The 14,334-nt window shown below is 34.6% G+C and carries 16 protein-coding genes; 10 read left to right on the top strand and 6 right to left on the bottom strand.

Going from position 1 to position 14,334, the window contains the following annotated elements; genetic code table 11:
• Positions 1 to 359 precede the first annotated feature (359 nt).
• The 5 genes from ACP6PM_RS15975 to ACP6PM_RS15955 form a co-directional block, all read right to left on the bottom strand.
• Positions 360 to 4,010, bottom strand: coding sequence for a PAS domain S-box protein (locus tag ACP6PM_RS15975; RefSeq protein ID WP_426586262.1), 3,651 nt, complete (start codon positions 4,008 to 4,010; stop codon positions 360 to 362).
• 1,392 nt (positions 4,011 to 5,402) lie between these two features.
• The gene (locus ACP6PM_RS15970; protein WP_426586260.1) at positions 5,403 to 5,795 is read right to left on the bottom strand and encodes a RidA family protein; all 393 of its coding nucleotides are present in this window, start codon (positions 5,793 to 5,795) and stop codon (positions 5,403 to 5,405) included.
• On the bottom strand, positions 5,782 to 5,955 hold the full coding sequence (locus ACP6PM_RS15965) for a hypothetical protein (protein ID WP_426586274.1): 174 nt from the start codon (positions 5,953 to 5,955) through the stop codon (positions 5,782 to 5,784). The genes ACP6PM_RS15970 and ACP6PM_RS15965 overlap by 14 nt, the downstream gene beginning before the upstream one ends.
• A 47-nt stretch (positions 5,956 to 6,002) precedes the next feature.
• The gene (locus ACP6PM_RS15960) at positions 6,003 to 6,095 is read right to left on the bottom strand and encodes a pentapeptide repeat-containing protein (protein ID WP_426586258.1); all 93 of its coding nucleotides are present in this window, start codon (positions 6,093 to 6,095) and stop codon (positions 6,003 to 6,005) included.
• 323 nt (positions 6,096 to 6,418) lie between these two features.
• The gene (locus ACP6PM_RS15955) at positions 6,419 to 6,757 is read right to left on the bottom strand and encodes a pentapeptide repeat-containing protein (RefSeq protein WP_426586272.1); all 339 of its coding nucleotides are present in this window, start codon (positions 6,755 to 6,757) and stop codon (positions 6,419 to 6,421) included.
• A 545-nt stretch (positions 6,758 to 7,302) separates the two neighbouring features.
• Between ACP6PM_RS15955 and ACP6PM_RS15950 the strand changes: the two genes are divergently transcribed.
• The 10 genes from ACP6PM_RS15950 to ACP6PM_RS15905 all read left to right on the top strand — a co-directional run bounded on the left by ACP6PM_RS15950 (position 7,303) and on the right by ACP6PM_RS15905 (position 13,033).
• Positions 7,303 to 7,824 (top strand): pentapeptide repeat-containing protein, encoded by a 522-nt coding sequence (locus tag ACP6PM_RS15950; protein WP_426586256.1) that lies wholly within the window; start codon positions 7,303 to 7,305, stop codon positions 7,822 to 7,824.
• Positions 7,825 to 8,556: 732 nt separating this feature from the next.
• A complete protein-coding gene (locus tag ACP6PM_RS15945; protein WP_426586254.1) occupies positions 8,557 to 9,552 on the top strand; it encodes a threo-3-hydroxy-L-aspartate ammonia-lyase in 996 nt (331 codons plus the stop codon).
• A 401-nt stretch (positions 9,553 to 9,953) separates the two neighbouring features.
• Entirely contained in the window at positions 9,954 to 10,103 is a 150-nt protein-coding gene (locus ACP6PM_RS15940; RefSeq protein ID WP_426586252.1) for an AlbA family DNA-binding domain-containing protein, read from the top strand.
• Positions 10,104 to 10,327: 224 nt separating this feature from the next.
• Positions 10,328 to 10,528, top strand: coding sequence for a hypothetical protein (locus ACP6PM_RS15935; protein WP_426586250.1), 201 nt, complete (start codon positions 10,328 to 10,330; stop codon positions 10,526 to 10,528).
• Positions 10,529 to 10,568: 40 nt separating this feature from the next.
• Positions 10,569 to 10,769, top strand: coding sequence for a hypothetical protein (locus tag ACP6PM_RS15930; protein ID WP_426586248.1), 201 nt, complete (start codon positions 10,569 to 10,571; stop codon positions 10,767 to 10,769).
• A gap of 48 nt (positions 10,770 to 10,817) precedes the next feature.
• Positions 10,818 to 10,874 (top strand): helix-turn-helix domain-containing protein, encoded by a 57-nt coding sequence (locus ACP6PM_RS15925; protein ID WP_426586270.1) that lies wholly within the window; start codon positions 10,818 to 10,820, stop codon positions 10,872 to 10,874.
• 33 nt (positions 10,875 to 10,907) lie between these two features.
• Complete coding sequence (locus ACP6PM_RS15920; RefSeq protein ID WP_426586246.1) at positions 10,908 to 11,108, top strand: hypothetical protein; 201 nt, start codon at positions 10,908 to 10,910, stop codon at positions 11,106 to 11,108.
• 42 nt (positions 11,109 to 11,150) lie between these two features.
• Positions 11,151 to 11,465 carry a transposase family protein gene (locus ACP6PM_RS15915; RefSeq protein WP_426586269.1) on the top strand — a complete coding sequence of 105 codons (315 nt, stop codon included), beginning with the start codon at positions 11,151 to 11,153 and terminating at the stop codon, positions 11,463 to 11,465.
• Between the two features lie 195 nt (positions 11,466 to 11,660).
• Positions 11,661 to 12,221 carry a hypothetical protein gene (locus tag ACP6PM_RS15910; protein ID WP_426586244.1) on the top strand — a complete coding sequence of 187 codons (561 nt, stop codon included), beginning with the start codon at positions 11,661 to 11,663 and terminating at the stop codon, positions 12,219 to 12,221.
• Positions 12,206 to 13,033, top strand: a complete 828-nt coding sequence (locus ACP6PM_RS15905) for a Fic family protein (RefSeq protein ID WP_426586242.1) — start codon at positions 12,206 to 12,208, stop codon at positions 13,031 to 13,033. Before ACP6PM_RS15910 ends, ACP6PM_RS15905 begins: the two co-directional genes overlap by 16 nt.
• Before the next feature lie 154 nt (positions 13,034 to 13,187).
• Here the strand turns inward: ACP6PM_RS15905 and ACP6PM_RS15900 are convergent, their stop codons facing one another.
• Positions 13,188 to 13,619, bottom strand: coding sequence for an NUDIX domain-containing protein (locus tag ACP6PM_RS15900; RefSeq protein ID WP_426586267.1), 432 nt, complete (start codon positions 13,617 to 13,619; stop codon positions 13,188 to 13,190).
• Between the last annotated feature and the right edge of the window lie 715 nt (positions 13,620 to 14,334).

Genomic DNA, 14,334 nt, shown 5'->3' with positions numbered 1-14,334 from the left:
TCCTGTCTCCTGACTCCTTGCTAAATTTATGAAGATACCTTCAGGGGTTCTATAGAGGTCATGTGTAAGTCCCGATATTTGATTCTTCAATATATACCGCTTCTAGTAATTTTTTCATAGTTCACGAAATTTGCTTGATAGATGAAAAGTCCTCCGCAGTGACGATAGGAAGCAATCTCGCGCCACCCCTAAGATTGCTTCCTTCGACTCCGCTCCAGTCCCAATGACTTACAAGAACTAATCATCTGGATTTGATATTACTTGCAGATGAATCAATTGGAATTTACCTAAATTACCAATGCTGTATTTTTTGTATTAGCCTTACCTCTTCTTATAAATGAAGAGGTAACTATTAATTATTAATTATTGAACCTATCTATCAGCCAATAAGTAATCATTTCTCCCTTACCTTTAACAGGAATAGACCCCCGTGACTCTAATAAAAATTTATCTTTTAAAAGTTGATAAGTAGCTTCCGCAAGTTGAATTTTACCAGATATTCCGCTTGATTCCATCCGAGATGCTACATTGACTGTATCACCCCACAAATCATAAATAAACTTTTTAATACCAATTACTCCTGCTACCACAGGTCCGGTATTAATACCAATGCGAATTTGGAAAGCTTCTCCCCGATCATTGAAAAACTTCCTAATTGCTTTTTGCATATCTAATGCCATGTTAGCGATCGCCTCTGCATGATCGTCTCTAGCTGCAGGTAAACCACCAACAACCATATAAGAATCTCCAATTGTTTTAATTTTTTCCAAATCATGTTGTTCTGTTAATTGATCGAAAACTGAGAAAATTTGATTCAGCATATCTACCAGTTCACTGGGAGATATCCGAGCCGAAAAACCAGTAAAATCGACAATATCAGCAAACAAAATCGTCACATTTTCAAATTTTTTCGCAATCGGATGTTGATTTTGTTTTAATTTTGCAGCAATCTGAGCAGGCAAAATATTCAATAATAAATGGTCAGATTTTTGTTGTTCTAATCGCAGTGCAGTTTCTACATATTTACGTTTTGTGATGTCTTGAATAGTACCTTCATAGTAAAGTATTTCTCTATCAATATTGCGAACTACACGAGCATTTTCAGAAATCCAGATTACACTACCATCACCACGATAAACCTCTGATTCAAAATTTGATATAGAACCATGTTTTTCAAGTTCGGTAATAAACTCAGAGCGACGATTTTGGTTAACATATAATTGTTTAGCAATATCAGTTATCTTATTCTTTAACTCTGTTTCTGAGGAAAAACCATACATTTTTAATAATGCTGGGTTGGCACTGATGAAGCGTCCATCAGGAGTCGTTTGAAATATACCTTCTGCCGTATTTTCAAAGATGCTACGGTATTTTTCCTCTGCTTTTTGCAGTGCATCTAGCACCCGTTTGCGTTCTGTAATATTACGCGCCACCCAAATTACACAGTTATCTGGTAATGGTGAAATGCTAGCAGTAAACCAAATTTCATCAGGTTTAGGAATAGGAGAATATGGATGGGGAACCGATCCGCTAGATTGGTAATTAGGAAGTTTACATGAGATTCCCCATATAGAATTATACTCTTGGGGATTAGGATCGTGCTGTTGATTATTAGATACGAGCAGACTATATTCTAAATTAACAGTTTCCTTTGTATTCAGCACCCGTTGAATATTAATCATAAATAGGTTAGCTTGGTGGGGAGGTAAAACTTCATAAACACTTTTACCAATCAATTCATTGATGGGAGTATATAATACCTGAGAATTAGTAGATAAGATTTTGACATATCTACCTTTAGCATCGAAGACAGTAATTACATCAGTCATTGCTTCAAACAACACCCGTAATTCTGCTTCTGATTTTCGTAAGGCAGTCTCTACACGATGACGTTCTGAAATTTCCATCATTAGCAAACGATTTGATTCCCTCAAAGCTTTAGTGCGTTCTTCAACTTTGCTTTCTAACTGCTGATTAGCTCTTTGTAAAGCTTCCTGTGCTTCTTTCCGTTCTGTAATATCCTCGACAGTTCCCTCATAACGAATTAATTGACCATCTCGATCGCACACAGCTCTAGCATTTTCAGAGATCCAAATTAGACTGCCATCTCGACGATAAATTTGTGATTCATAGTTAACTACAGCACCCTGCTCCTTTAATATTTGCATAAATTTATCCCGGTGTTCAGGATTACCATAAAGTTGATGTTGTAAACAGATGAGATTGGCAATCACTTGTTCAGGAGAATCATAACCATAAATTCGAGCTAATGCTGGATTAGCACTTATAAAGTAGCCATCTGGAGTTGCTTGGAAAATTCCTTCAATAGCATTTTCAAAGATAGTACGATATCTTTCTTCAGCTTCTCGTACTGCTGCTTCTGCATACTTGCGGTCACTAATATCAATACCTATAGCAAAAGCAGCAGCTCCTTGAGCATATTTTTGGGAGACAATTAAATAATTTCGGGGAGTACCATTAACGTAAGCAGATATTTCTCGATAATCATCTTGAGCAGGACTGGCAAAGAATTCTCGCATAAATTCACTAAATTCTTGGCTAGCTTTGAGAAAGCCAATATTTTGACCAACAAAAGCCTCTTGGGGTAAATTGTAGGTTTTTGCTAAGTGTTTATTAACTCCTAAGTAGCATAAATCTGAGCTGATCCAAGATACAATTCCTGGCACTGCTTCTAAAACAGTTTTGAACAGTTCTTGAGTTGCCCCAAGTTCTAATTCTGCTTGTCTGTGTTCGGTAATATCTATACCTACTACAAATGCTGCTTGATTGTGATTATATTTGCGGGCAACTATTAAATAATTTCGGGATAGATTGTAGTATTGTGAAGTAATCTCAGCAGTTATTTCCTGCTCAGGACTATCAAAAAAATCTTGGATCAAAGAGTTAAATTTAGAATTATTGTCTACAAAACCAAAATTTTTGCCGACAAATTCTGCTCGTGGTAGATTGAACGTATCAGCTAATTTTTGATTAACTTCAATATAGGTTAAATCTGAATTAATCCATGAAACCATTCCTGGAACAGCTTCTAATACTGTTTCTAGTTTTTCTTTACTAACTAACAGATTTTTTTCTGCTTGTTTGCGCTCGGTAATGTCTATACCTACTACAAAGGCAGCTTGGTTTTGATTGTATTTTTCTGCAACAACTAAATAGTGTCTAGTTTCCCCATTAATTTGTGATACAAATTCACCTGTTATTTCTGGTTCATGACTAGCAAAAAACTTCTCAATAAAATCATAAAATTCAGAACTTTTTCCTAAAAAACCAATATTTTTCCCAGGAAATTCTTGTCTAGGTATACCAAAAATATCAGCTAACTGCTGATTCACTTCTATATAATTCAAATCTGAACTAATCCAAGATACTGTACCTGGTACTGCTTCTAATACGGTTTCTAACTGCTCTTTGGCTTTTCTTAATTTTTTTTCTGCTTGTTTGCGTTCGGTAATATCTATACCTACTACAAAGGCAGCTTGGTTTTGATTGTATTTTTCTGCAACAACCAAATAGTTTCTAGTTTCCCCATGAACTATTGATATAATTTCACGAGTTGTTTCTAAATACGAACTCTCAAAAAACTCTTTGACAAAGTCATTAAACTCAGAACTTGCCCCTAAAAAACCAATATTTTGGTCTACAAATTCTTCTCTGGGTATACCAAAAATATCAGCTAACTGCTGATTCACTTCTATATAGTGTAAATCTGAACTAATCCAAGATACTGTACCTGGTACTGCTGCCAAAACTGTTTGTAACTGTTCTTTAGCTATTTTCAAATCTTTTAGTGCTTGTTGATGTTCAACAATTTCTTCTATTAACTGATCGTTTGATTCTTTTAGTGCTGCAGTGCGCTCTTCAATTATATTATTTAATTCTTGTCCCGTTAAGTTGCAACTTGAACAAGCAAATTCAAGTTCACTAACAGTTTGACGCAGTTCTATTAACTCTTGAATTAGTTGATCTTTAGTCTTATCTTGATGGTTCATAATTTCAAAATCTTATGATACTGTGCAAAGAAATTGATTCAAGTTTAACTATGTGTTTATTCATAAATAATTATCTTGATTTTTATCGAATTTTTCGAGAACTAAATCTGATAATTTTGCCTGCCAAAATCTTAGATATTTCATAAATTAAAAACTATATTTTCATATTTAGGATTTTTCATTAGAGTGTTATTTGTACGGGATTTTATTGTTTTCTATTTTTGATTCTTTTCCTTTCAACCAAATTAAGGTACAAATTAGCTCGATTGAGAAAGCCTAAAATTTTAAATTTACTTATATCTATTTGACAAGTTTAATATATCAAGAAGGTATCAAATATTTATGGGATTATTTAGTAGATGCCGATCGTGTATAACTCCTATCAACTATTCTGTAGATTTTTATCTAGTTGAATATCTTTATTTTTCTACTGTTTAGGAGATTACTACAATATAAATATAGCCTTGAGTATTTTAACATATACATTTTTTAAATGTCAAAAATTAGCTGTGAGTCAGAAATAATTTGTTTCCTTGAGCATAACTAAGTAGCTAAATTTGAGATTTTAATATTCTCAGTCGCAGTTGTGTAGATAATATCCGGAAAATAGCAATATGTCTAGACAAGAAAGAGTCGATGGCTACAGGGGTCATTTCAGTTATCATAGGACTTACGCAGTATAGCGCTACTTGAATCGGAAATAGGGAACACTTAACTGGGAACAGTTGACTATCAAAAGGTTTCAGGATTTAGAAATGTCCGCGCCCTATTTGCGTAGTGCTATACAAGGTATTTTCGTCATTGCGACCAACAGGGAAGCAATCTCAAATCCTAGTTTTTCGTAACTCATGCGTAAGTATTGTCTCAGTTACAGCAGTTTCCTACTTGATGAACATATATTTATGGTTTTAGGGAGCAGGGAATAGGTAGGAACGTTGTATACAACGTCCCTACGGAGTAAGGGAGATAGGGAATAGGGAACAGGCAAAAAATATTCATTCCGTCAGTTGTACCATATTAACCTGGAATCTCCTGTATCACTACCTCCAATTGAAGCCCTATGCTTGAAATACTGAATCGAATATTTTCTCTTGCTCGATTGGATATGGCGCAGTTCGGAGTGGCTTTGTAAGAGCGGGAAACCTCGCCATCTCATCCTACTAGACTGACACAGCTAAAAAAAACTGTGCAATAGATTTTTGTTTCTAGGTGTCTTTTTCTCCCCACACTTCCCACAGTCCCCATCTAACGCACCATTTAAGGTGTGGAGCGTCCACTACGGAATGCTCCGCAAACGACCCCTTTTTCATTGCCTTAAAAGGGGAGGCTTAAGACCTGATTTTTTGGTCAGGAGGATGCTTTCTTCACCCTTCCTGCCTAACCTTAAACTTTCTATACTACTGCAATGCAGTCAATTTCTACAAGTACGTCTTTGGGTAAACGTGCTACTTCTACACAAGCACGAGCGGGTGCATTTTCAGGGTCAAAGTATTTGGCGTATACATTATTGACAGTAGCAAAGTCGTCCATGTTTTTCAGGAAGACTGTGGTTTTGACGACATTTGACCAAGTGGCTCCTGCTTCAGTGAGAATAGCTTCGAGGTTTGCCATCACTTGTTCTGTTTGTTTACTTACATCATCGGTATAGACTATTTGATTAATTCTGGTGTCGATCGCTATTTGACCAGAGACAAAGAGCATTTGGCCAGTGGTGGCGATCGCTTGATTATATGGGCCAACTGGGTCTGGTGCTTTATCGGTTTTGATTATTTTACGGGTTGTCATATTTTGTTTTGTTGTTTTTTTTTGTTAGTTGATTATCAGTAAGTGTTTCTGTTTGATTAATTTCAGGGTGATACATTTCACCATCTGGCATTATTGCATAACTGAAGTCGGTTTTTTCAAATTTCCACCCGTAAATTTTAGCATCTGTTAAATCTGCTATTTGAACATTTGCCTTACTTAAATTTGCCTTTCGTAGACTTGTTCTTTCTAAATTTCATTTTGTAGGGAAGTTTTTTGTAGATTAGCACTGTCTAATATTGCTCCTGTTAGGTCTACATTTTTCATATTTAAACATGACATATCTAAGCATCTCAAAGAGACGGCTTGTAATTTAGCAGATTCTATAGCAATCAGGAATGATTTTGATAGAATTTAAGAACGACTAAGATAAATCAAAACCCTTTTATATTCTGACTCCTGTAGGGGCGATTCGCGAATCGCCCCTACGACTCCTGACTCCTAATTACCACTAAAATCTCACACCTGAAATATGATTGCTATAGATTAGCTTGTTTAAAATTAACAGCATTTAGATTTACCCAACTAAGTTCAGCTTCAAATAAATCTGTTTCTGAGATATTGTTTCTGACATATTTGCTCGCTTGAGGTCTGTTATGGCTAAGTTAGCATTTTTGAGTAGAGCTGCTACTGAGATTAGCAGAGATTAATATTGCTGAACTTAAATTAATTTGTTCTAGATTACTATTACTAAAATTTCCTCTCTCTAAATTAGCTTTACTTAAATCAGCAAGGCTAATATCTGCCCAACTTAAATTCACATAATTTCCATCTACTAATTCACTTAAATTTGCACCGACTAAAGATGCTTGACTAAATTGATTTCTAACCAATTTAGCCTTACTCAAATTTGCTCTACTCAAATATGTCGCTTCAAGTCTTGCATTACTTAGATTTGTATTTGATAAGTCAGCTTCAGTTAAATCCAATCCTCTTAGGTCTATACCATTTAAGTCTGCACCTTTAAGGTCTATTCCTCTTAAATTTTCAGCTCCAAAATTTCTGATTCCTTGGGCATATTTTTCTAGGAGTTCCTAAGCATCCATAATTTACTTCTTGATAAATTTTTTCTAATTTTACTACTATTGGTACTCAACAATTTATCAAGCAAATATATTTCTACCTAATTACTTTTCCAGAAAAAGATTAACTTTCCCAAAAATATTATATAGCGTTTCTCAGGCTAAAGAGGTACACCTATTTTTATTTCTTTTCTATTCCCTATTCCCTGTTCCCTTAAACAAAGGAATTTTGTACCTCACCAGCATGGGAATTTCTATTCCAGAAAAAGATTAACTTTCCCAAAAATATTATATAGCGTTTCTCAGGCTAAAGAGGTACACCTATTTTTATTTCTTTTCTATTCCCTATTCCCTGTTCCCTTAAACAAAGGAATTTTGTACCTCACCAGCATAGGAATTGCTATACCGATAATTAATAACATTGCTATATAATATATACTTGTCAACCTGAATAAAAATCAACCACTATGAAACTGAAACAAATTACCAGTATTACCCTGTTAATAATTACCGGATTAGCAGCACCTATCCTAGCAGAAAATGTTGATGAACTCCGACAATTTTTAGATAACCCATTAGCAGTTTGTCAAGGATGTGACCTCAGTGGTGCAGACCTTAGTAATATCAGAAGAAGCGGTGCAAGACTTAGACAAGCTAACCTCACAAAAGCAGATTTAAGTAACAGTAATTTTAGTGCTTCTTACTTTACTTGTGCTGACTTAGCTAATGCTAACCTAAAAAATACTAACCTCCAATGGGCTAATTTTGTTGATGCTAATCTCCGTGGAGTTGACCTCAGAGGTGCTGACCTCAGCAAGACTGATTTAAGTGGCGCTATTTTCGATGGAGCTTTAACAGAAGGAGTAATATTAGAAGGAGCAAAAATGCCTGATGGAGCAACTATTTATGATGGTCGTGGTTTAGAATCATTTCAGCCAAGACCAATTTTCTCTCAACAAAGAGTTCAATGTTTGGGAGATCAAAAATAATATTAATTACCAAATTATTGATAATTGATAATTCATAATTAAGGTTTAAAGTATCTCCTTTTAGTAAATATAGCAATCCACGTATTGGTTGTGACAATTTTTATAATAGTTAATTTGAACTGAAAACCTTGAAAATTCTGTAGGTCGCCCTACCGACGGCTCCCCTACCTGACTCCTGAATCCTAAGTGCCACCAAAATATTACAACTTAAATAGGATTGCTATAGTGTCTTTTTCAGGAGATATGATTGTTAATTATTAATGATTTAAATAGGTTTAATAGCAAATTGGGTATGAGGCGGAAAAACAGTGGATTTTGGTAAGCATTCAGCGGTCAGCTCTCAGCTTCATTACCTTTAAAAGAGGAAAAAGTAATAAGCGAGATTTCATGCTAATTAAAAGTTACTGTAAAAGTCTATCAGTTAACCTTAAAAGTCTATGGAGCTACATCGTTCATTTTTATTGCGCTCAAGCTGACTGCTAATAGCTGAATGCTTACGGATTTTGTTTTAATTGCATCAACTTTTGTTATATTTTCCTATTCCCAAACCCAATGTAAAACTTATTTATTTATCAAAATAATTTGGTCTAAAACCCTGCCTTTTAAGGCGAAATATTTTTGGATGCTTGCTCAAATCCCCGTTACAAAAATAACTTCTGTAGGGGCGAATGGCCATTCGCCCCTACTGACTTCTGACTTCGTTAATTTTCCCTCTTACTTATTTCTTTAAATATGTCTATCGATAGCTCAACATCTACAAAAAATTTTCCAGTTAATTACAATCATATTGCAGCAGCAAATAATCGTTTATCATCGATTGCTCATCGCACACCTGTAATAACTTCAACAACTGTAAATAAACTGACTAACTGTGAAGTATTTTTCAAGTGTGAAAATTTTCAACGTACAGGTTCCTTTAAGTTTAGAGGAGCTTACAATGCTCTATCTCAACTATCAGAAACTCAAAAACAATCGGGGGTATTAACCTACTCTTCTGGAAATCACGCTCAGGCGATCGCTCTAGCAGGCAAATTGTTAAATATTCCCACCACTATTATCATGCCAAACAATGCTCCAGAAGTTAAAAAATCTGCTACTCGTGGTTATGGAGCTGAGATAATTTTCTATGATATAAATGAAACAACCAGAGAAAAATTAGCTGCAAAAATTGCCGAAGAAAGAGGTTCTAAAATTATTCCGCCTTATGACCATCCTGATATTATTGCCGGACAAGGTACGACTGCTTTAGAGTTAATTGAAGAAGTAGAAAGTTTAGATTTACTGTTAGTATGTTGTGGTGGAGGTGGTTTACTTTCTGGCTGCGCGATCGCTACTAAAAATCTATTAAAAAATTGCAGAGTTGTGGGAGTTGAACCGAAAAATGCGGATGATGCTGCTCGGTCTTTTTATTCTAAAACTCTACAAACTGTACATAATCCTAACACTATTGCCGATGGTGCTAGAACGCCGTATTTAGGCAAGTTAAATTTTCCGTTGATTTTAAATTATGTTGATGATATGGTGACGGTTTCAGAGAAGGAAATTTTAAGAACAATGTATTTTATTTGGGAGAGAATGAAGTTAGTAATAGAACCAACTGGAGCTTTAGCAGCAACAGCTTTATTAGAAAATATTATTAAAGTTTCTGGTGTTAGAGTGGGAGTAATTATTAGTGGTGGAAATGTAGATTTAAAACAAGTGGGAGAGTTATTTAAATCTGTTGTTTGACTCTCAAAGCAATCCGCGCTTATGTTGTAATTTTTTATCGTAGTAGACTGTTTCATCTTAAATGTTGCAATAGATTTAGGTTGGGTTGAGGGACGTTAGCGTTTGCGCAGCATTCCGCAGGAAAGCTTATCGGAAGGATAAACCCAACAACAATCTTTCTCTCGTAGGGACGTTGCATGCAACGTCCCTACCCTACTCCCTAATGCACAGTTTTAGCTGAAACGCTCTAGTAGGGGTTTGGTCTGCAAACCTAAACTAAAATGGGATTTGGAAACCAAACCCCTACAGTTTTTTTTTCACAAACCATTTAGGATTGGTATAATTTAACCTACCAATTTTAAATTTGAAAAACTCACATAAATAGTAATTCAATATATTGAAAAATTAAACAATTTTAACGGATGGATTTAGATACTTTATTAGAACATATAGATATTGGAGAAGACCAAGAGATTGAGTTTAAGTCTGCTAAAAATAGTTTACCCAAAGATATTTGGCCAAGTCTCTCAGCTTTTGCTAATACAGATGGTGGTTATATAATATTAGATTAGGAGTTAGTGAAACTGATGATAGATTTATTATTTCAGGAGTTAATAATCCAGAAAATTTAATAACCCAATTTTGGAATAATCACAATAATCCTGAAAAATTGAGTTTTCCTATTTGCTCTAATTCCAATTTGGAAATTAAATAAATTGACAGTAGTAAACTTATTATTATTCAAATTTCTAGAGCAACCCGCACTCAACGTCCTGTTTATATTAATAATAATCTGATGACAGGAACTTACAAACGTGACTATTCTGGAGACTACCGCTGTACTGAAACAGAAATTAAGCAGATGTTGCGAGATGCTAGTAGTGAACCTCAAGATTCTCAAATTTTAGATAATTTTGATTTGAACGATCTAGATCCAGAAACTCTGAAAGCATTTCGGCAACGTTTTAGTAATAGACATCTCCAAAATAGAAAATAAGGTAAAATTATCAAAGCCGTTTATGTATGCGATCGCTAAAATGAATCCAACTTTAGAATATATTTATAATCATCCAAACCAAACAAAAAGAATTATTGGCATTAGTTATGAACAACTAATAAAATTAATAGAAAATGCTCAGAAAATTGAAGCAGAAGTCAGATACAGAAAAGCTGTTTGTGAAAAAAGGTTAATCAAAGCAGGAGGTGGTAGAAAAAAAATACTAAATAGTGAGTCATAAATTCTCTTAACTTTATATTATTTACATAATATACCGACATTTCAATTATTGGCAATAAATTGGGGAGTGAGTGAATCAACTGCTAACAATATATTCCATTATTGAGTAGACATTTTTCGGAAATTTTTACCAGCAAGTTTGTTGGAGCAAGTCAAAAAAAAAGAATCAGATGAATTCTGGGTTAAAGAAATATTGAAAGAGCTAGAATTAATTGTAGACAGTACAGAACAAGATAGAGAAAGACCAGTACACGAGGAAAAACAGAAAAAATATTATTCAGGCAAACAAAAAAGTCATACATTTAAAAACCAAATAATAATTACAGAGAAAGGTGAATAAATAGTGGATGTAGTAGTAGGAGAAAGAGGTCCATAAAGTGATATAAATTTATTCAAAAAACAACAAAAAAAGTTTGATAAAGAACAAAAATTTCAAGGGGATAAAGGATATCAAGGAGGGGAAAGAGTAGACACACCAAAAAAGAAAAAAAGAAACCAAAAAATGTCAAAAGAAGCAAATAAAGAGAATCAAAAAAAAGCTCAGAAAAGAATATTTGTGGAGCATGTAATAAGGTTGATAAAAATATTTGGAATCCCACGAGAAAGATTTAGATTAAAAGAACTTAATTATGAAAAGGTGATCTTAACAATATGTAGTTTAGTCAGACTAAGGATAGGAGCATTGATACTAGCATAATTCACAATTTATGTAGAAAAGAAAAGCAATAAAAAAAGTATAAGAATGGTAAATAATTAACAGTAACTATCTCTAATACTGTAAAGTAGGTAAAAAAGGACTATCTTGAGGAGATGGCGTTGGCGGAGGGAGCCTAGCGGCAGCTACATCGCTCCCCAAAAGATAGTTATAGTAAGTGCTTGAGAATTTTGGGAGATGTCTAATAGAGAACCAGATCGCCCTTGGTTAGCATTTGACGATAAAAATTTACTCCTTCAGTTGGGAGGATGGAAACGCGATCGCGACACAAATAAAGAGGGGTTAACTCATGCAGGGTTGCTGATGTTTGGTCGTGAACGTAGTATTTTAGATGCTTTTCCTTATTACCACTTAGATTATCAAGAACGTTTCTCTAGTGACCCAGACCAGAGGTGGGATTATCGTTTAACTCTTGATGGTAAATGGGAACCAAATTTATTTAACTTTTATTATCGTGTTTATAATCGTTTAGTTAATGATTTAGATGTACCATTTCGACTTGATAAAGATGCTACTCGTACGGGAGAAACTCATGTTCATGAAGGTATAAGAGAAGCATTAGTAAATACTCTAATTCATGCCGATCATCTATCTAGAAAACCATTAGTTATCATCAAGTCTCAACAAGGTTTTGCATTTTCTAACCACGGTCGCCTCAGAATACCTATTAATGTTTTGTATGAAGGAGGTCAAACAGATCCTCGTAATCCCACTTACAAAAAATGTTTCAAATGTTAGGATTAGGAGAAAAAGCAGGTTCTGGATTTGGAAAAATTATTAGAGCATGGAGAGAACAACAATGGTTTATTCCTTTGGTATTAGAAAAGCTTGATGTAGAAAGCACATCTTTATTTCTACGAATGGTTAGTTTTGTACCAGAAAATGTAGAAAAAGAATTAAAGAAGATAGTTGGAAATAACTATTCTAATTTAACAGAATTAGAACGTATTATTTTGGTAATTACTCATAAATTTGGAGCAGTAAGTAATACAGATATTCAACGTTATAGAAAAGAGCATCCTACAGATATAGGTAGATGTTTAAAACGTCTAGTCGATAATGGTTATCTGGAAAAATCTGGTGAAGGGAAAGGTACGCGCTACAATTTACCAAACCAAGGTCAGCTTGATTTATTTTCATTGTTAACTAACTCCGAGCATAACGAACCTAACTCCAAGCATAACGAATCTAACTCCGAGCATAGCGAATCTAACTCCGAGCATAACGAATCTAACTCCGAGGATAGCGAATCTAACTCCGAGCATAATCAAAAGCAACTATTAATAGATATTGCTGCTCCAGTTAGAAAAAAGAAACGAGTAAATCCAGAACTGATGAGAACTACAATTCTTAATTTATGCTCAAATGAGTATATAAACCTTAAAACATTAGCTGAACTTTTGGCTATAAATGCAGATACTATTAGAACTCATTATATCAATCCTATGCTAAAAGAAGGTCGCTTACAACTTCAATATCCAGACAAACCTCGTCATCCACAGCAAGCATATAAAACTGTATCGAACCAAAATGACAAACTTAGGAACTAAGGACTCGTGTAAAAATAACCTGAACAGTTTTTTTGATGGAAGCTATATTTCACAATTTATCCTAGATAAAATTTGTACAACTTATTTTTATATAGCTCCTCAATTTTCTGAGAATTAACAATATCTCCAAACCATAACAAATTGAATAGCAAACTTACTCAACTCTTGGTCTCAAACCATAATAACGATACCGCAAATAATCTTGAATAATACGGTCGTGGTCAAAACAAAGATTTGTAGGAATTTGCCAAGGTTCAAAAACAGCTAAATTTTTCGCATCATCTGCCGCTTTGGGTTCCCCAGTAGCAGTGGCAATAAATACCACACTCATAGTATGCTGACGAGGGTCACGCTTCGGGTCAGAATAAACATACAATAGTTCTATTAATTCTACTTCTAAACTTGTCTCTTCTTTTGCCTCTCGTCGCGCTGCAGTTTCGACAGATTCTCCATAGTCAACAAACCCACCAGGAATTGCCCAACCAAAAGGTTCGTTTTGCCGTTCAATCAGTACAATAGGTCGTCCTGGTCGGTTGATTAATTCAATAATAGTGTCAACAGTGGGAGTGGGATTACGATAGGCCATGTTAATTTTTGAGAGACAATCATATTGAATTTTATCTGTCTTGATAACAATTGCCAAGAAATTTTAGATTTTAATTATTGGTAGTCCTGCATTGTAATGGTGAAGATATATATTTTTTAATTTCTTCTCACGCTCCCGCACAGACCACACCCCCCACACGGACCACACTCTCTCTACCATTACGCGAGCACCACCACCTAATTATTTACTTATATTATGTCCGGTTGAACAGTTAGAAATAATTAGCGAGAAGTCAGTAGGGGGCAATTTATGAATTGCCCCTACTAGAGTCAGGATAGGGAAGAAAGAATGTATCAGGAGGCAGGTAGGAGAAAGTTTTTTTTCGCGGAAGCGGAACAGAGTTCTATCACTAATTTAGCAGACATAATATTAGCTATCAGCTTTGAGAAATTTATCATAATGTTACAAATTCATAAGTACATCTTGACTTATATGCTATAATAAATAATAATGAAAAAGAAGTTTTAATACCTAGTAAAAAATACTTCATCAAAAATAAGCAAATAAGAGATTGTTTGTAAAGGAAATATAAAAAGGAGATAGGGAACAGGGAACAGGGAACAGGGAACAGGGAACAGGGAATAGGGAATAGGGAATAGGGAATAAGGAGGAAGAAATCAAGACAAATATTTGTCGCTTAAAAATCTAGGAATATATGTACTGAATACTTCTCTACCTACCAAATTTCAATCTC

Source organism: Dapis brunnea BLCC-M229 (assembly GCF_050015995.1).
Taxonomy (GTDB): domain Bacteria; phylum Cyanobacteriota; class Cyanobacteriia; order Cyanobacteriales; family Microcoleaceae; genus Trichodesmium.
Note: the sequence above shows the minus strand (reverse complement) of the source record. Positions and strands in the feature narration are given on the sequence as shown.